The organism is Cohnella thailandensis, assembly GCF_014212135.1.
Classification (GTDB): Bacteria; Bacillota; Bacilli; order Paenibacillales; family Paenibacillaceae; genus Cohnella; species Cohnella thailandensis.
Map to the genome: position 1 here is coordinate 382,335 of NZ_JACJVQ010000017.1, position 17,427 is coordinate 399,761.

16 protein-coding genes are annotated in these 17,427 nt (G+C 56.9%); 12 read left to right on the top strand and 4 right to left on the bottom strand.

What is annotated here, in order from left to right:
- The first annotated feature begins 72 nt into the window (after positions 1–72).
- Both H7B67_RS19965 and H7B67_RS19970 read left to right on the top strand, forming a co-directional pair.
- Entirely contained in the window at positions 73–1,251 is a 1,179-nt protein-coding gene (locus H7B67_RS19965) for an MFS transporter (protein ID WP_185121608.1), read from the top strand.
- A 154-nt stretch (positions 1,252–1,405) separates the two neighbouring features.
- A complete protein-coding gene (locus tag H7B67_RS19970; protein WP_185121609.1) occupies positions 1,406–4,411 on the top strand; it encodes an efflux RND transporter permease subunit in 3,006 nt (1,001 codons plus the stop codon).
- A 44-nt stretch (positions 4,412–4,455) separates the two neighbouring features.
- On the opposite strand, the gene H7B67_RS19975 is transcribed toward H7B67_RS19970, so the two are convergent.
- On the bottom strand, positions 4,456–5,100 hold the full coding sequence (locus H7B67_RS19975; RefSeq protein ID WP_185121610.1) for a DUF1054 family protein: 645 nt from the start codon (positions 5,098–5,100) through the stop codon (positions 4,456–4,458).
- A 179-nt stretch (positions 5,101–5,279) separates the two neighbouring features.
- On the opposite strand from H7B67_RS19975, the gene H7B67_RS19980 reads away from it, so the two are divergent.
- On the top strand, positions 5,280–5,876 hold the full coding sequence (locus H7B67_RS19980; protein WP_185121682.1) for a hypothetical protein: 597 nt from the start codon (positions 5,280–5,282) through the stop codon (positions 5,874–5,876).
- A 252-nt stretch (positions 5,877–6,128) separates the two neighbouring features.
- On the opposite strand, the gene H7B67_RS19985 is transcribed toward H7B67_RS19980, so the two are convergent.
- Positions 6,129–7,061: a transposase gene (locus H7B67_RS19985; protein ID WP_185121611.1), complete on the bottom strand. Its 933-nt coding sequence runs from the start codon at positions 7,059–7,061 to the stop codon at positions 6,129–6,131.
- 312 nt (positions 7,062–7,373) lie between these two features.
- Between H7B67_RS19985 and H7B67_RS19990 the strand changes: the two genes are divergently transcribed.
- Positions 7,374–8,033: an SGNH/GDSL hydrolase family protein gene (locus H7B67_RS19990; RefSeq protein WP_185121612.1), complete on the top strand. Its 660-nt coding sequence runs from the start codon at positions 7,374–7,376 to the stop codon at positions 8,031–8,033.
- A gap of 165 nt (positions 8,034–8,198) precedes the next feature.
- On the top strand, positions 8,199–9,614 hold the full coding sequence (gene gndA / locus H7B67_RS19995) for an NADP-dependent phosphogluconate dehydrogenase (RefSeq protein WP_185121613.1): 1,416 nt from the start codon (positions 8,199–8,201) through the stop codon (positions 9,612–9,614).
- A gap of 1 nt (position 9,615) precedes the next feature.
- On the opposite strand, the gene H7B67_RS20000 is transcribed toward gndA, so the two are convergent.
- The gene (locus H7B67_RS20000) at positions 9,616–9,912 is read right to left on the bottom strand and encodes a hypothetical protein (RefSeq protein WP_185121614.1); all 297 of its coding nucleotides are present in this window, start codon (positions 9,910–9,912) and stop codon (positions 9,616–9,618) included.
- Between the two features lie 124 nt (positions 9,913–10,036).
- Between H7B67_RS20000 and H7B67_RS20005 the strand changes: the two genes are divergently transcribed.
- A complete protein-coding gene (locus tag H7B67_RS20005; RefSeq protein ID WP_245363451.1) occupies positions 10,037–10,561 on the top strand; it encodes a shikimate kinase in 525 nt (174 codons plus the stop codon).
- On the opposite strand, the gene H7B67_RS20010 is transcribed toward H7B67_RS20005, so the two are convergent.
- Positions 10,556–10,858 (bottom strand): rhodanese-like domain-containing protein, encoded by a 303-nt coding sequence (locus H7B67_RS20010; RefSeq protein WP_185121616.1) that lies wholly within the window; start codon positions 10,856–10,858, stop codon positions 10,556–10,558. The two genes, H7B67_RS20005 and H7B67_RS20010, sit on opposite strands and share 6 nt — an antisense overlap.
- A gap of 95 nt (positions 10,859–10,953) precedes the next feature.
- Between H7B67_RS20010 and H7B67_RS20015 the strand changes: the two genes are divergently transcribed.
- The 6 genes from H7B67_RS20015 to ptsP all read left to right on the top strand — a co-directional run bounded on the left by H7B67_RS20015 (position 10,954) and on the right by ptsP (position 17,388).
- A complete protein-coding gene (locus tag H7B67_RS20015; RefSeq protein ID WP_185121617.1) occupies positions 10,954–11,331 on the top strand; it encodes a CrcB family protein in 378 nt (125 codons plus the stop codon).
- Positions 11,328–11,708 (top strand): fluoride efflux transporter FluC, encoded by a 381-nt coding sequence (locus tag H7B67_RS20020; RefSeq protein WP_185121618.1) that lies wholly within the window; start codon positions 11,328–11,330, stop codon positions 11,706–11,708. The genes H7B67_RS20015 and H7B67_RS20020 overlap by 4 nt, the downstream gene beginning before the upstream one ends.
- A gap of 47 nt (positions 11,709–11,755) precedes the next feature.
- Positions 11,756–13,048: a 3-phosphoshikimate 1-carboxyvinyltransferase gene (gene aroA / locus H7B67_RS20025; protein WP_185121619.1), complete on the top strand. Its 1,293-nt coding sequence runs from the start codon at positions 11,756–11,758 to the stop codon at positions 13,046–13,048.
- Between the two features lie 41 nt (positions 13,049–13,089).
- Entirely contained in the window at positions 13,090–13,515 is a 426-nt protein-coding gene (locus H7B67_RS20030) for a CoA-binding protein (protein ID WP_185121620.1), read from the top strand.
- 238 nt (positions 13,516–13,753) lie between these two features.
- Positions 13,754–15,637, top strand: coding sequence for a glucose PTS transporter subunit IIA (locus H7B67_RS20035; RefSeq protein WP_185121621.1), 1,884 nt, complete (start codon positions 13,754–13,756; stop codon positions 15,635–15,637).
- Complete coding sequence (gene ptsP, locus H7B67_RS20040; protein WP_185121622.1) at positions 15,634–17,388, top strand: phosphoenolpyruvate--protein phosphotransferase; 1,755 nt, start codon at positions 15,634–15,636, stop codon at positions 17,386–17,388. The genes H7B67_RS20035 and ptsP overlap by 4 nt, the downstream gene beginning before the upstream one ends.
- Positions 17,389–17,427 lie beyond the last annotated feature (39 nt).

Genomic DNA, 17,427 nt, shown 5'->3' on the forward strand with positions numbered 1-17,427 from the left:
CAGGCTAATGATTATGCTACCATATTTTATTGAATACAATGTTAACTGGCCTACAATAAGGAGAGAATCTTTTTGCGCAGCAAACTCGCGATCGTATCCCTCATGTTGATCACGACCTTTATCGGCTTCGGAATCATCATTCCCGTTTTGCCTCAAGCGGTATCCGACATCGACCCCGAATCGGCGAATTGGCATACGGGATTGATGTTAGCGCTTTACTCGCTTGTGTCGTTCCTTTTATCCCCGGTATGGGGTAGCGTGTCTGGCCGAGTCGGGCGCAGGCCGGTCATCATGATCGGCATTCTCGGCTTCTGCATCAGCTTTCTTCTATTCGGCTTAGCCGGGGACAATCTCGTTCTCATGTACGTTTCCCGTCTTCTCGGAGGCTTGTTCTCGGGGGCCGTCACCGCCTGCATCGTCGCTTATGTCGCGGATATTACGACGGCGGAGGAGCGGACCAAGGGAATGGCCGTCGTGGGAATGAGCATCGGCCTCGGCTTTACCTTCGGCCCCTTCGTGGGAGGAGTGCTTAGCGAGATCTCGCTGTCGGCTCCGTTCTACGCCGCATCCGGACTCGCCTTTCTTACTTTCCTTGCCGCATGGGCGAAGCTGACGGAATCTCTTCCTCCGGAGAGACGGGCGGCGATCCGCGGCATGCCCAAGGCATCGCGTTGGACCGCGTTCCAAGGGCCGCTTAAGAATCTGTACGTGTTAGCGTTCTTCGTTACGTTCTCGCTTGCCATTCTGGAGTCGACGATGCAGCTCTACGGCATGAGCCGCTTCGACGTTACCCCGCGCCAAGTGGGAATGATGTTCTTCTTCTGCGGCTTGGCCGGAGCCCTCGTTCAAGGAGGAGTCGTCCGACGCCGGGTCAAGAAAGGGCAGGAGAGCCTCTATATCGCCGCCGGGCTCGTCATCTCGGCCGCCGGGTTCTTCCTGCTGCTGACCGCCAACGATTGGGCGATGGCTACCGTTTTCCTATGTATTTTCGGAATCGGCAACTCTTTGATTCGCCCGTGCGTTACTTCGTTGATCACTCAGAAAACGAAGGTCGAGCAAGGAGTCGCCTCCGGGCTGAGCTCCTCGATGGACAGCCTGGGACGGATCGTCGGCCCTCTGCTCGGCACGGCACTGCTCGACGTGACCGAATGGCTGCCGTTCGTGCTCTCGGGCGCTCTATCGCTGGCCGCGCTCGGCCTGTTGGCCAGGTTTCGAAGCGCGGATCGCGCCCAGACGCAGGTACAAGGATAATCGAATATCATTTACGGGACGTCTCCGGTCCGACTTCATCTCAGCCTTGAGTCTAGGTTGAAGTCCGGTCCGGAGACGTTTTTCACTTGGAAGACTCCCCCTTATGATAAGGATGACAAAAAAAAGAACACGGAGTGGAAGGGGAAATCGGAAGGTGAAATCGATTATTCAAGGAGCGTTCCGCAATAAGGCGGCGATTATTATTCTCGTCGTCATGACGCTTGGGCTTGGGGTCATGAGCTACTTCAAGCTGCCGATGGAATTGATGCCGGAGGCGGACAACCCTCAGGTAACGGTTAGCGTCATCGGTCAAGGCTATGACGCCGCCACGATGGAGAGCCAGGTGACCAACCCGTTAGAACAAGCTCTGGCGGGCATTAAAGGCAAAACGGGAATGTTCTCGAATTCGGGAGAGAATTTCTCGCAGATCAATCTGAACTTCGATTCGAAGACGAACATGAAGGACGCCAAAACGGAAGTGGAGAAGGCGGTCAACGCCGTTCCGCTGCCGGAGAGAGCTTCTCCGCCGTACGTCGTTCAGTTTAATACCTCGATGATCCCGATCTCGTTCGTATCCTTGACGTTCGCCGACGGCGTCGGCAACGCGGACAAGGAGAAGATCGAGCAGCAGGTAGTGGATCGATTCCGTTCGATCGACGGCGCGGGCGCCGTGCAGCTTTCCGGCAAGTCCCAGCCGTCCGTGCATGTCGTTCCGGATACGGTTAAGCTGGCGGAGAAGGGCGTGCCGCTTCAGGCTCTCTACGGAGTGCTTCAAGGGCGCAGCGAATCCTCTTCGGTCGGACAGACGACGCTGGACGGGACGATCGTCAATCTCGGCGTAGCTTCCAGCCTGTCGGATGTCGAGACGATGAAGAAGCTGCCGGTCGCGGCCGGAGTGACTTTAGGCGATGTGGCCGAGGTTACGTTGGTTAACGATAAAGAGAGCATCGCCCGAATCGACGGCAAGGATGCCCTGAGCGTCGTCATCTCCAAGGCGGCGAACGCCAATGCCGTGAGCGTGGGCAAGGACGTCCAGAAGGTCATCGACGAGTGGAACCGGGACAACAAGCAGGCTTCTCTGAAAATGCTCATGAACACCTCGGACGAGATCGTTCATTCCGTTAACAGCATGATGAGAGAAGTGTTGATGGGCGCGTTGTTCGCAACTCTGGTCATCCTGTTGTTCATGCGCAACGTTCGAGCCACGCTCGTCACGATCGTCTCGATTCCGTTGTCGCTCGGCTTGACGCTGTATCTGCTGGACCTGTCCGGAATCTCTTTGAACATCCTGACCCTTGGCGGGGTAGCCGTCGCGGTCGGACGTCTGGTGGACGACAGCATCGTCGTCATCGAGAACATCTTCCGCCGGCTTCAGAAGGAAACGTTCTCCGTCGGTCTGATCATCGACGCCACTCGCGAGGTATCCCGAGCGATTACGGCTTCCACGCTGACGACCGTCGCGGTCTTCCTGCCGATGGGACTGCTTCGCGGCTCGCTTCAAGATTTCTTGCTGCCGTTCGCGTTGACCGTAACGTACTCTCTCTTGTCATCTCTGATCGTCGCTCTTACGGTCATTCCGCTGATGAGCTCCGGGGTGCTGAAGGGCTCGCGCATCAAGGAACACAAGCCGTCCGAACGCTTCGTGAAGTTCCTGAACTGGAATCTGCGGCATAAGTGGGTGCCGCTGCTGATCGCTCTCGTTTTGCTCGTCGGTTCCGTCGGCACCTACTTCAGCATGCCGAAAGGCGCGATCGACAACTCGAGCGCAACGAGCTTGAACGTTACGCTCGAATACAAGCCGGATACTCCGGTCGACGAGGTGTTCGAGAACGGCAAGAAGCTGGAAGCGTTCCTGCTCGAGCAAGAAGGCCAGGAATGGGTCAGCATGGATATGGGGAACAGCGCCGACGGCGCCCAATACGGAAGCGTCAATTCGCCGACTCTGGTCACCTACATGATCAGTATGGAGAAAGGCGCGGACGCCGAGAAAATCATCGAAGCCGTGAATTCGCAGAAGAGCAACTATCCCGAAGCCGAATTGGCGGTAGGGGCAAGCTCCTTCTTCGGAGGGGGAAGCTCGACTCAGGTGTACGTCGACATTACCGGCAACAACGAGGAGGACCTCGCTGCAGCCGCGGACGAAGTCATCGCCAAGATCAAGCCGATCGAGGACGTCCTTAAAGTCGAGAGCAATCAAGACGAGAAGACGACCGTGTACACGCTCGAAGTCGATCCGGCTACGGCGAAGTCTTCCGATATCGCCGGTCAGCTTCAAGGAATGCTGAACCCGGTTCCGATCGGGTCCATTCAATCCGAAGGTCAATCCCTTAGCGTGCTGTTGCAGCCTGTTCTTAAGCTGAATTCCGCCGCGGACCTCGAGAACATGAGCGTCCTGACGGACGAAGGGCCGAAGCAAGTGTCCAGCGTGGCTAAGTGGGTGAAGGAAGAGAAGCCGACCAAGTTCTACCATAAGGATGGCTACACGTATATCCGCGTTACCGCGACCGTGGAACCGAGCCAATTGTCGACCGTCGGTTCGACCATCTCGAAGGAGATGGATAAGCTGACGGTACCGGAAGGGGTTAAGCTGAACGTCGGCGGCGCTTCCGCCGACCAATCCGAGGACTTCGCCAGCTTGTTCATGATGATGATCGTATCGATCGGAATCGTGTACCTGATCATGGTGTTCACGTTCAAGACGATCCGCGCGCCGATCGCGATTCTCGCTTCGATTCTGTTCGTGCCGATCGGAGCGGTGCTTGGCCTGATCGTAACGGGAATTACACCGGACTTTACCGCCATCTTCGGTGTCGTCATGCTGATCGGTATCGTCGTTACCAACGCGATCGTTCTCATCGACCGAGTGAAGCAGAACGAAGAGCGGATGACGATCCGCGAAGCGCTCCTGGAAGCGGCCGGCACCCGCATGCGTCCGATTCTGATGACGGCTATCGCGACGGTATGCGCGATGCTCCCGCTCGTCTTCGGCTCCTCGGAATCGGGCAGCATTGTCTCCCAGAGCCTCGCTATCGTCGTTATCGGCGGCTTGGTCGTCGCGACGCTGCTCACGCTCGTTATCGTGCCTTGTATCTATGAGCTGCTGTTCTTCCGCAAGTCCAAACGTCAACGCATCGAGGCGACTCGCTCCGCAGCCGCCTAACGCAATAAGCCCCCGTTCCGCGTATGCGGCCGGGGGCTTATCCTTTAAGCTTGCGCCATTCGGTAGAGCGGAAGCAAGGTGTCGAAGACGGACTCCGCTTTGCGCAGGAGCGCATCGCCGTCCTTCAGCAGCGGGTCACCCCGGCGGACGTGAATGCCGCACGTCAGCTCGGCCGCTTTGACGCTTCCCAGCCTGCGAAACAGCTCGGCAAGCTCCTCTTCCGACAGCTCCTCGTGAACCGAGCCGGTCGGAACCATGTGATCCTTCGACCAGATATAAGAAGGCGGGATCGACTTGCGGATGGAGTTCAGCTCTCTACTGGCTTTCTCGGCGAACGCGGTTTTGTTCGGGCATTCGTAAATGATGGCGAACTGCATGAACAGATGAGTGGACCATAACCCGATCTGGAAGTGGGGGAAGGCCTTGTACCCTCTTGCGCTTGGCGACCAAGCGACCCAAGTGTCGTCTGGAGGATTAACCGATCTTCTCGCGTGCTTGGCGACATGGGCGAACGCTTCTTCGCCTGTCAGCTTGGCTATTACGGGAGCAAGCGATTCGCCGATGGAATGAAGCTTCGGCCGTACCTGCGAAATAATGGCTTCCATTCGACCTTCTAATCCGGGAACCGACATCGCATCGAAGTCGGAATCCGTAAAGCCGCCGAAGCGGGTAGTTGCGACGTTTGCCACGATGGAATCACCTCAAACCATTTTTCTAAAAAAAGCTTTCCCTCACTATACTGGAAAATAGTCAAGAAACCAAGTTGCCAGATCATAAGATGGAGTATAAGATAAAGGTAAGAACAAATATTCTGAACATTCGGTCAACAACTCGAGCCATGCGCTTTCCGCAGGAGGGGGAGATGGCCGTGAATCGAAGCCATGAGGTGGAATACTGCAACCTGGAGCTTCGTTTCGATCGCAGGCAGCTGCAGAATTTGATACGAGAGCTGATTTCCGAAGGGTACTCCTTGTACTGGAACGAGAGCGACCATCAATTCCTGATTTCGGTCCGAACGGGACGCAAGCTGCTCAAGCTCAGGTTTCAACGATCTTCCAACCGCTACAAGATGGTCGGGGACTACGTGGTTAAGGATGAGAAGCTGGCGCAATGGATCGAGAAGCTGATCAACGATTCCCGCGGCCATGCCGTCGTCAAGAGGTTTCGCGACCGTCAGGTATTGATCGAGAACATCATGTTTGGAGAAATTATTCGTCTCGTGGAGGTGTCAGGCATGGAACATCGGATCATTTTTCAGAAGCGTCCTCAAATTACGGTAGAAGATATGGTTCAAGCTTTCAAGTCGAAGAGAGCCGAGCTGCGGGCTGGAGTTCTTCGTCTTGAGATCGATTATGAGCTCGCTGTTCTCCATGAGGCGTTGCAGCAAGGCCAGGCCGAAGAGATCGAGAGCAGCAAGCTTCGACTGGAAGGCATGCGCAAGGAAATGCTTCTACTGGAGCTATAACCGTTATCGGCAAAGTTATCGAATACGAATTTCTTCGGCGCCCTTCGGGGCGCTTTCTTCATTATCGCAACCGCTTTCTCTCCTCCAAGGGACCCCTCTTTTTTATCCCCTCACCGTCCACTATCCCCTTCGCTCAGCAAACGTCCAGAACGTCCAGAACGTCCAGAACGTCCAGAACGTCCCCCTATTTTCTTAGAGAACAAAACGTTGATCTAGAGGTTCCCTTTGTCTCTTAACGTACCGATCGCATATTTAATGACCCCACCTCGTCAGATGCCAACCGCGCCATTTGGACTTGCTGCTGAAGGCATGCCAGGGTCTTGGAAGAACAGGCCGAAAACGAGTGAGTTCCCTGTAAATAAGAACCGGAGTGGATGCGCAGGCCGCAAGAGCTCTTGAGAAGACGTCGCGAAGGCATAAACCTTGCTTGTTCCAGCGAAAGCAGTATTCGTGCAGATACGCCTGAAGATGCTTAGGACCAATCCCGCGGAAAGTGTCGTTAAGCCATGAAGTGACGTGCCTTTGAATTCGGTTAAAGCCGCTATTCTTCATTGCGTAGGGATTTTTTATGACGACTGATTTTCCGTTCGTGTGCTCCTCAATAAAGGAATTAATCTCGTGCTTATGGATGGAAAGGTAGCGCAGCTCTACATGATCGGGGTTGGGTTGATGAATCTTGATTTGAATCGGGTCGCCGCATTCGTCTTCCGCTCCTCCCAACAATAAGGGCTGCCTGGCATCGGAGTATAAAGGAGATCCGTAATAGAACGTCTCCACCCGGATATTGCCGGTCAACGGATAATCGGCTTCTTCGCGCTTCATGGCATGCCGGATCTTGTGGGTGATGAGCCAGGCGGTTTTGTAGGTTATTTTCAAAATATTAGAAAGGGCAAACGAGCTGATCCCGGATATTTGGCTAAGCAAAAATAAGGCGCGAAACCACAAAGTCAGCGGAGTTCGGCTTCCTTCCATGATAGTGCCGGCGGTGATGGAGGTCTGATGGCGGCAATACGGAGAAGCGCATTGGTAGAGGGGCAATCTTCGGGAAGAAACCGTATAGAAGTTGGAATGACCGCAAGCCGGGCAACGAAATCCATTCGGCCAACGCGCTTGAAAAAGAGCTTGAATGCAGGCTTCCTCCGTGGAGTAATCGCTGCAGAGCGAGTTGAAGGCGAGAGCGGTCAATCGAATCTCCTCCCACAAAATAGGAACTGATGTTCTTGTTTTGATTATAGCAAACATTTGTTCCCATTTCAATTGCTTTTTGGTGAAAATCCGACTTGAATCCTCCGTTATTTTTGCTGAGTGAAAGGGATAGCGAGCGGCGGCCGTTCAATGCGGTATGCTGAGCGAAGGGGATAGTGCGAGGAGAGCGCCGATTTTGGAGAGCAACCATCCAGACAAGCAGAAGAGCAAACGCATAACGACACGCTATTGAAGTCAAAAGCGTTTTCGCTATAATGTAAGCTGTCAAGATCAGAAAGGGGAGAGCTGGAGATGAGACTTGGGCAACGGGAAAAGCTGTTGTTTATCGGAGACTCCATCACGGATTGCGAACGGGCGAGGCCAGTCGGGGAAGGGCTGTTCAATCCCTATGGGAGAGGCTACGTATCCGTCGTCGACGGACTGCTTCAATCCGGGTACCCGGAGCTGGGGATTCGGGTGGTCAACATGGGGATCAGCGGCAACACGGTAAGGGATCTGGAAAAGCGCTGGGAGACGGATGTGCTGGAACAGAAGCCGGACTGGTTGTCGGTGATGATCGGCACGAACGACGTTTGGAGACAATTCGACCAGCCTTACATAACGGAATCCCATGTTTATTTGGATGAGTACGAGAGGAAGCTGGATGAGCTTGTCGTCCGTACGAAGAAGCAAGGGATCAATGGGATCGTCCTGATGACGCCATTCTATTTGGAGCCGAACAAGTCCGACGCGATGAGAGCGACGATGGATTTGTACGGAGAAGCCGTCAAGCGGGTTGCGGAAAAGCAGGGAACGGCGTTCGTGGACACTCAAGCGGAGTTCGATCGTTTGTTGGAGCACATCTATCCGGCTACGATCGCATGGGACCGCGTTCATCCGAGCATGATCGGACATGTCGCTCTCGCCAAGGCATTTCTGAAGGCGGTCGGTTTCGACAGATGGACCGTCTAAAGCCAGGCGGGCGGGGGAATAAGAAAGGAAGCGCTTCCGGATTTTTGTCGCGGTTTGACGGCATTCGGCGCGCGCGCTTATCGAAAAAGAAGGTTTTCTTATGTTGTCAAAATAGAGTACAATAGGCATATTGTAAAAAAATCGTTCCAAAGGATGAAGCGAAAAATGGCAAAAGCAAACATTGGTGTAGTCGGCATGGCCGTTATGGGACGCAACCTTGCCTTGAACATTGAAAGCCGCGGTTACACGGTGGCCGTGTACAACCGTTCCCGCGATAAGACGGACGATCTGATCAACACGGAAGGCAAGGGCAAGAACCTGGTTCCGACTTATTCCGTCGAGGAATTCGTTCAATCGCTCGAAGTGCCGCGCAAGATTCTGATCATGGTCCAAGCCGGCGCCGGAACGGACGCGACGATTCAATCGCTGATTCCGCACCTGGACAAGGGCGATATCATCATCGACGGTGGCAACGCGTACTTCCCGGATACCCAGCGCCGCAGCCGCGAGCTGACGGAGCAGGGCTTCAACTTCATCGGAACCGGCGTATCCGGCGGCGAAGAAGGAGCTCTTAAGGGACCTTCGATCATGCCGGGCGGCCCGGAAGAAGCGTATAAGCTCGTCGAGCCGATTCTGACGGGCATCTCCGCTAAGGTGAACGGCGACCCTTGCTGTACGTACATCGGTCCGGACGGCGCCGGACATTACGTCAAGATGGTCCACAACGGCATCGAGTACGGCGACATGCAGCTGATCTGCGAAGCCTACCAGTTGATGAAGGACGTTCTGGGCGTTTCGACGGACGAGCTTCATGAGATCTTCGGCGAATGGAACAAGGGCGAGCTCGACAGCTATCTGATCGAGATCACGACGGACATCTTCTCCAAGAAGGATCCGGAGACGGGCAAGGCGATGGTCGACGTTATCCTCGATTCCGCTGGCCAGAAGGGCACGGGCAAGTGGACGAGCCAAAGCGCGCTGGACCTGGGCGTTCCTCTGTCCATCATCACGGAATCCGTCTTCTCCCGCTTCCTGTCCGCGATGAAGGAAGAGCGCGTTGCGGCCAGCAAGGTGCTGAAGGGACCGAAAACTTCCGCGTTCACGGGCGACAAGGCCGAGTTCATCGAGAAGGTTCGCAAGGCGCTGTTCGCGAGCAAGATTTGCTCTTACGCGCAAGGCTTCGCGCAGATGCGTGCCGCTTCCGACGAATACAACTGGAACCTGCAATACGGCAACATCGCGATGATCTTCCGCGGCGGCTGCATCATCCGCGCCCGCTTCCTGCAGAACATCAAGGACGCCTACGACCGCGACCCGGGCCTGCGCAACCTGCTGCTGGACGAGTACTTCAAGGGCGTTGTCGAATCCTATCAAGACGCATGGCGCGACGTCGTCGCAACGGCGGTACGCTACGGCATTCCGGTTCCATCGTTCGCGAGCGCGCTGGCTTACTACGACAGCTATCGTTCCGAGCGCCTGCCGGCTAACCTGCTGCAAGCTCAGCGCGACTACTTCGGCGCCCATACGTTCAAGCGCCTGGATAAAGAAGGCACGTTCCACCACAACTGGATGGAAGCCTAATTCAGGGGAGCGTGTCCCGAAGCAGGGCGCGCAGATGCTCCGCGTCCTCGCTGCATAAGCTTTGCCGGTTCAGCAAATGCGTCGCCACTCCGGCGTAGGCAGCGAAAAGCGCAAGCAGCCGTGGCCGATCGAGCCCCGACCATTCGGGCGCTCCTTCGGCCACTTTTCTTTTAATGTAGTCCAGCGCCCAAACAAGGTCCTCCCTGCAAAGAGGATACGAAGGGTCGAGCAGGCGTCTAAGCGTGAGCGGAAGAGGACCGGCGATTCGATCGGGGGAGCCGGCGAGAGGCGTCTCCATCTTGTCCATCACCTACTTCGGGAGAGGTTCTGTTACCACCTTACGGAGATACGGCTGCATTTATACCAGCAATGCGATGTGCTATTATAATTGAAGCGTATGAAAGGAAATGGGGAAGCGAACGTTGAGCGGTCTCTTGAAGAGAAAAAACATCATTATCGTAGGATTCATGGGGACCGGGAAGTCGACTGTCAGCCGATTGCTGTCGGAGAAGCTCGGGTGGCCTCGCCTGGATACCGATGAGGAGATTGTAAGAATTGCGGGTAAGAAAATTCCCGATATTTTCGCCGACGAAGGAGAAGCCGGATTTCGCGATCGAGAGAGCCGGGTGCTGGAGGACATCCTCGCGGGGGACCGTCAGATCGTCGCCACCGGAGGAGGAGCGGTGCTTCGCGAAGAGAACCGTCGCCGAATGCTCGCCGGCGGTTGGGTCGTGTCTCTGACGGCAAGCCGTCAAAGCTTGCTGGAGCGCGTTACGGCGGCAGGAGCGGCCGGAACCCGTCCGTTGCTCGCGGGAGACGCGGAAGAGAGAATCGATTCGCTGCTGGCGACTCGCAAGCATGCTTACGACTTCGCTCATGCCGCGATCGATACCTCCCGCAAAAGCCCCGAGCAGATCGCGAATATGCTTGTCCGGTGGATCTTATAGATTATCCCAAGCGAGCATGCCGCCGAGCATGTTTACCGTCTTGCCGAATCCTTGGGCGGCCAAGTACTCGCACACTCTTCCGCTGCGGTTGCCGCTGCGGCAGATGAAGATCACTTCTTCGTCCTTGGGGATGTCGGCAAGACGCTCGGGGATTTGTCCCATCGGAATATGCACGGCTCCATCGATCATTCCGTAAGCGACTTCATCGTCTTCGCGGACGTCGATGAGATGAAGCTTCTCGCCGGCATCGAGGCGGGCTTTCAGTTGTTCTACCGTCGTCGTATCGTATGAACTCATAGCAAGTTACACTCCTTTGGTCTGCATTCTGGAATAATCATAAGAAACGCCGACAGCACTGTCAAATATGAGGCGAAGAGAGAGGCGGGACGACAGTGAACGAATGGCTGCTGATTGCCGTCTTCGGATTCCTCGGAGCCGCTTCGCGCTACGGTATCGCGCTATGGATTCCGGATGGGGGCGGAGCCGCGTTTCCTTATGCGACGATGGGAATCAATCTGGTCGGATCGTTCCTGCTCGGCGCTCTGTTCGGTTGGTGCGCGCGCAGAAGCATCGCCCCGTGGTGGCGCGAGGCGCTCGGCACCGGATTCTTGGGCGCCTTCACGACGTTCAGCGCGTTCAACGCCCAGTTATGGGAGCTCTGTCGCAACGAAGCGTACGGATTCGCCGCCGTCTATCTGCTCGCCAGCGGATTGGGCGGAGCGATGCTCGCCTCCGCCGGACTCTCCGCAGGGAGGCGAGCGAATCGATGAATGCGTGGGAAGCGCTTGGCCTGGCGGGGCTCGGAGGAAGCGCGGGAGCGCTGCTGCGTTACGGAACGGGCAAGTGGGCGGCGGCCCTCAAGGCGAAACCGTACGCGGCTACGCTGACGGTTAATCTGACCGGATCCCTTCTGATAGGAGTATTGGCTGGGATGGAATGGAAGGCGAGGCAGCCCGAGCTGTATGCCCTATTAGGGCCGGGAGTGATGGGCGGTCTGACAACCTACTCGACACTGAACGTGCAGAAGGCTACGATGAGAACAGAGAAACGTTATGCAGCGTTGGCGAAGTACGCGGCGGCGACCTACTTGGGCGGCTGGCTGGCGTTCGCCATCGGCTTCGGAATCGGCAAGGCGGCTAAAGGTTGAAGCTAATCCTCACCCCTATATATATTTTATAAGGAGCGTTAACAGCAATGGACATGATCGTTACTCCAACAGGCAAGCTGCAAGGCGAAATTCAGGCATTGTCTTCGAAAAATTACACGACCCGCTACTTGCTCGTGGCCGCGCTTGCGGAAGGCACGAGCACCATCCTCTATCCGGCTCACAGCGAAGACAGCGACGCGATTCGCCGTTGTATTCGAGATCTGGGCGCGATCATCGAAGAGGATGAAGAGAAGATCGTTATTACGGGCTTCGGCCGTCATCCTTTTCCGGCCAAGCAGCTCAACGTAGGCAATGCGGGCGCCGTGCTTCGATTCCTGATGTCCATTGCGTCGTTCCTGCCCGAGGTCACCTTCGTGAACACGTATCCGCAGTCGCTCGGCAAGCGACCGCACGACGACTTGATCGCCGCGCTCCAGAGCATGGGAGTCGAGGTGGACCACAACAACGGCCGCCTTCCGATTACGATTCGCGGCGGCAAGCCTCGCGGCGGCAAGATTCAGGTATCGGGCAGCGTCAGCTCGCAATTCTTGAGTTCATTGCTGTTCCTGGCTCCGCTGCTGGACGAGGACAGCGAGATCGAGGTGCTGAACGACCTGAAATCGAAGGTCGTGATCGGCCAGACTCTCGAGGTCATGCGCCAAGCGGGAATCGTCGTCGAGGCTTCCGACGACCTGATGCGTTACAAGGTTCCGGGCCGTCAGAAGTACCTGGCCCAGACGTATACCGTTCAAGGCGATTATCCGGGCTCGGCCGCCATTCTTGCCGCTGCCGCGGTAACCGAATCGGACGTGACCGTTCATCGGCTGTACGAGAACAGCAAGCAAGGCGAACGAGCCGTCGTCGACGTGCTTCGCGCCATGAACGTGAAGCTGACTCACGAGAACGCAATCGTTCATGTTCAAGGGAACGGCAAGCTCGCGGCGGGTGAATTCGACGGCGACGAGTTCACGGACGGCGTGCTCGCGATGGTCGCGGCGGCCGTCTTCGCGGAAGGAACCTCCCGTTTCTATAACGTCGAGAACTTGCGCTATAAGGAATGCGACCGCATTACGGATTACCTGGCTGAGCTCCGCAAAGCCGGCGCCAACGTGGAAGAGAAACGGGACGAAATCATCGTACACGGTCGTCCGGAAGGGGTCGAGGGCGGCGTCGAGATCGATGCCCACTTCGATCACCGGGTCATCATGGCGCTGACGATCGTCGGCCTTCGCTCGAAACAGCCGATCCGCATCAAGGAAGCCCACCACGTCGCGAAGTCTTACCCGAATTTCTTCGATCACCTGTCGTCGCTTGGCGCGAAAGTGGAATGGGTAAAATAAATCGATCCGAACCAACTATGACCTTAAGGAGGTTGAAGAGGATGGCATTCTCGAATCCTTCCCGGGATGAGATCAAGGGCATTCTTCAGCAGTCGAACAACATTGCAGTCGTCGGCTTGTCCGACGACCCCTCCAAGGTGTCGCACATGGTGTCGCAGGCCATGCAGCAGAAGGGATACCGGATCATTCCGGTCAATCCGAACGCGGCGAGCATTCTCGGCGAGAAGTGCTATGCCAGGCTGCAGGACATTCCGGACAAAGTCGACATCGTGAACGTCTTCCGCCGGCCCGAGCACACCCCGCCGATTGCCGCGGACGCGGTCGAGATCGGAGCGAAAGTGCTCTGGCTGCAGCTCGGCATCGCGAATGACGAAGCGGCTTCCATCGCGGAGCAAGGCGGCCTTCAAGTGATCATGGACCGCTGCATCAAGGTAGAAGACTCGATCCTGCTGCCTAACGGCAAATAAGCTTTGCGCGAAACGACGGAAACGCGGCCGCTCACCGCCGGTTAAGGGGAGGGCGCCGCGTTTCTTCGCGCGAGTCCCCGTTAATAGTTTATGACTATTATCGAAGATCAGCCAATCCGGCTGCATCCTTGGCGCAATCCCAAAAAGGAAGCGCTCTCGAATCTAGACATCGGGCAGGCGCGTTCCGGTTTTATCGAATCATAGACGTACCATCGAGAGAAAGGAGGGGGTCGGGCTCATGTTCGGTGTGGGCTATCTGCAAAGGCTAGGCCGGGCATTCATGCTGCCGATGACGGTGCTGCCCGCGGCCGCTATTTTTATCATGCTGTCCAGGCTGCCATGGGACTCGTTCGGGATGAGCGAGGTTCCCGACATGCTTCTGGCGGCGGGGACTCAGATTTTCCTATACGTCCCGTACGTGTTCGCGGTGGGTATTGCGCTCAGCATGTCGAACCAATCCGTGTTCGCGGGCATGGCCTCCTTGACGGGAATGATCATATTTGCGGCGATTACGAATACTTATGATCCGGACGGCGTTCAGCCTTCCATGTTCGCCGGAGCGGTGATCGGCATCGTGTCCGCCTGGGCGAACGAGAAATTCAAGGTGCTCAAGCTGCCCGAATCCCTGCAGTTTTTTGGCGGATCGCGCTTCGTTCCGATCTTCATGGGAGCTTTCTCGCTGCTGTTCGCCTGGATCATGATCCAGGCCGGTCATTCGATCATGGATCTGATCTCGGAGTCGGGCAACGTCGTCGGCTCCGCGGGCGGATTCGGCGTGTTCCTCTACGGCTTCCTACACCGGATCCTGGTGGCGTTCGGGCTTCATCATCTGCTCAATCACGTCTTCTGGTTCCAGGTCGGGGAGTACCGGTCTCCGGAAGGAGACGTCTTCTTCGGGGATCTCCCCCGATTCTTCGCCGGAGACCCGACGGCCGGCGCTTACATGGCGGGCTTGTATCCGATCATCATGTTCGCGCTGCCGGCGATCGCCTTCGCGATTATCCATGAGGCTCGCGAGGATCTGAAGCCGAAGACGAGCAAGCAATTCCGGGTTGCCGCGCTTACCGCGTTCCTGACGGGGGTCACGGAGCCGGTCGAGTTCGCCTTCCTGTTCGTCGCGCCGTATTTGTTCATCCTGCATTCCCTTATATCGGGCGGCGTCATGTGGCTGACCTACGAGCTCGGCATCCGGGACGGCTTCAGCTTCTCGGCCGGGGCGCTCGAATACGTGATCAACCTCCCTCTGTCGCAAAAAGGGTGGATGATCATTCCGCTCGGCATCGCGGTCGGCATCCTTTATTACGTATTGTTCCGCTGGTGCATCCGCAAGTTCCAGCTGTCTACGCCGGGCCGCGAAGATTCGACGAGGCTGGACGACTGGGCGGGCGACATTCCTTACCGCGCGCCTCTTATTCTCCAGGCTCTCGGCGGCAAGGAGAATATCGTTCACCTGGACGCGTGCATCACGAGGCTTCGGCTGACGCTGGCGGAGGATCGCCGCGTCGACGCGAAATCGCTTCGCCACCTCGGCGCGGCCGGCGTCATTCATCTGGGCGGCGGCAACGTGCAGGTCGTGTTCGGCACGTTCTCGGATCTTATCCGGGAAGAGATCTCCAAGCTCATGCAGCTGGACGTTCATCAGGTCCAATTCCATGCTCCGGTTCAAGGCCGGATGATTGCACTGGAGGATGTGGACGACCCGATTTTCGCGCAGAGACTTGTCGGCCGAGGCGTGGCCTTCCTCCCGGACAAAGGAGAGCTGGTCGCTCCCGTCGCGGGGAAGATCATCCACTTGTACCCAACCAAACATGCGATCGGCATTCTGACCAAGGAAGGACTGGAGGTCCTGCTCCATATCGGTATCGATACCTCCCAGCTTAAGGACACCTTTACGGCGCTGGTTCAAGAAGGGGACGAAGTCAGCCCGGGACAGCCGCTCATCCGCTTCCACCTCTCGACCCTCAAGAGCAAAGCCAAGTCCGTCGCGACTCCGATGGTGATCACCAACCCGGATATCGTGCGGTCGTGGCGATTCGCTCCGTTCACTGCGGTCAAGAAAGGGCAAGCTGCGGTCATGTCGGTCGTCGTTAAAGAGAGAGAAGATAAGGGGGGAGAAGAATGATTCAAGGATTGCCCGCATCGGACGGCATCGCCATCGGGAAAGCGTTCGTTCTTCCGAATTGGGAGTGGGAGCTTCCCGAGCAATTGATCGGCGTCGGCGATTTGGCTTTGGAATTCGAACGGCTTTATGAGGGAGTCAAACGTTCCAAGCAGGAGATCCATAAGCTAAAGATAGAGATGGACGAGACGGTCGGCGCGGAAGAATCGGGAATTTTCGAAGCGCATCTGGCCATTCTCGACGACCCGGTGTTCATGAACGAGATCAAAGGAATCATTCAGCGCCAATACAAAGCGGCTGAAGTGGCGGTCAAGGAAGCGATCGACCACTTCGTCACCATGTTCGATCTGCTGGATGACGAGTACATGAAGGAGCGGGCGCTCGATATCAAGGATGTCGGCAATCGGCTGCTGAAGCATCTGCTGGGCGTGCCGGAGATCGCGCTTCCGACGGACGCGCAGCCGTTTATCCTCGTCGCGCGGGAGCTGACGCCTTCGCAGCTCATTCATCTCAAGCCGGAGATGGTGCTCGGAATCGTTACGATGGTCGGAAGTCCGACTTCGCATTCCGCCATCATGTCCCGAGCCTTCGGAATTCCGCTCGTGATGGGGGTGGAAGGCAAGCTTCCCGAACCGATCGAGACGGGGGATCTGCTGATCGTGGACGGGCGTGCCGGATACGTGCATGTCAATCCGAACGCGGATACGGTGATCCGGTATTCCGAGCTTCGCCAGAGGGAGACGGAGACCCGGGAGAGGCTGCAGCAGCTGGCGCTGGTGCCGTCGGTCACGCCGGACGGCATGACGATCGAGCTCGCGGCCAATATCAGCTCGCTCAAAGAGCTGGACTCGGCCCTGCGGAACGGAGCTCAAGGGGTCGGCTTGTTCCGCACCGAGTTCCTCTACATGGACCGCAGCCGCTTCCCGACGGAGGAAGAGCAATTCGAGGTGTACCGCCAAGCGGCCGAGAAGCTTCAGGGCAAGCCTCTCATCATCCGTACGCTCGATATCGGCGGAGATAAGCAGCTCGATTACTTCGAACTGCCGGAAGAGGACAATCCGTTCCTCGGCTACCGGGCGATCCGCTTCAGCCTGAATCGCAAAGATCTGTTCAAGGTGCAGCTCAGAGCGATCCTAAGGGCGTCTGCCTACGGCAACGTCCAAGTCATGTATCCGCTCATCGCCTCCGTCGAAGAAGTCAGGGAAGCCAACGCCGTGCTGGAGGAAGCGAAGCGGGAGCTTGCGGCCGAAGGCATTCCGTTCCAGGAGAAGCTGAGGACGGGAATCATGATCGAGGTGCCGGCGGCGGTGGCAATCGCCGAGCTTCTGGCCGAAGAAGTATCGTTCTTCAGCATCGGAACGAACGATCTGATCCAATTCACGCTGGCGGTCGACCGGATGAACGAGCATATCGGGCATATGTACGAACCGTTCCACCCGGCCGTGCTCCGCATGCTGAAGACCGTCGTCGCCGCGGCCAAAAGGCATGGCGTTCAAGTGAACATCTGCGGAGAGATGGCGGGCGACGTTCGCTCCATGCCGATCTGGCTCGGGCTCGGCATTCACGAGCTGAGCATCTCCGCGCAGTCGATCCTCTCCGTCAAAGAAACGATGCTCCGCACGAACGCCCAGGAGAGCCGCTTCCTGATGGAAGAGATTTTCCGGTACCGCACGGCGAAGGAGATCCGGGAGCGGCTGGAGCGATTCCATGCCGAAGAGGCTATCGCGCAAGGGAACATACGGCCAGGCCCCTAACGGGAATCAAAAAGGAACGGCTGACCTTCGTCCGCCGTT

Coding starts and splice junctions, on each gene's coding strand:
- H7B67_RS19990 (WP_185121612.1), top strand. CDS start 7,374: ATGAGACTTGGGCAACGGGAAAAGCTGTTGTTTATCGGAGACTCCATC.
- gndA (WP_185121613.1), top strand. CDS start 8,199: ATGGCAAAAGCAAACATTGGTGTAGTCGGCATGGCCGTTATGGGACGC.
- H7B67_RS20000 (WP_185121614.1), bottom strand. CDS start 9,912: ATGGAGACGCCTCTCGCCGGCTCCCCCGATCGAATCGCCGGTCCTCTT.
- H7B67_RS20010 (WP_185121616.1), bottom strand. CDS start 10,858: ATGAGTTCATACGATACGACGACGGTAGAACAACTGAAAGCCCGCCTC.
- H7B67_RS20020 (WP_185121618.1), top strand. CDS start 11,328: ATGAATGCGTGGGAAGCGCTTGGCCTGGCGGGGCTCGGAGGAAGCGCG.
- aroA (WP_185121619.1), top strand. CDS start 11,756: ATGGACATGATCGTTACTCCAACAGGCAAGCTGCAAGGCGAAATTCAG.
- H7B67_RS20030 (WP_185121620.1), top strand. CDS start 13,090: ATGGCATTCTCGAATCCTTCCCGGGATGAGATCAAGGGCATTCTTCAG.
- H7B67_RS20035 (WP_185121621.1), top strand. CDS start 13,754: ATGTTCGGTGTGGGCTATCTGCAAAGGCTAGGCCGGGCATTCATGCTG.
- ptsP (WP_185121622.1), top strand. CDS start 15,634: ATGATTCAAGGATTGCCCGCATCGGACGGCATCGCCATCGGGAAAGCG.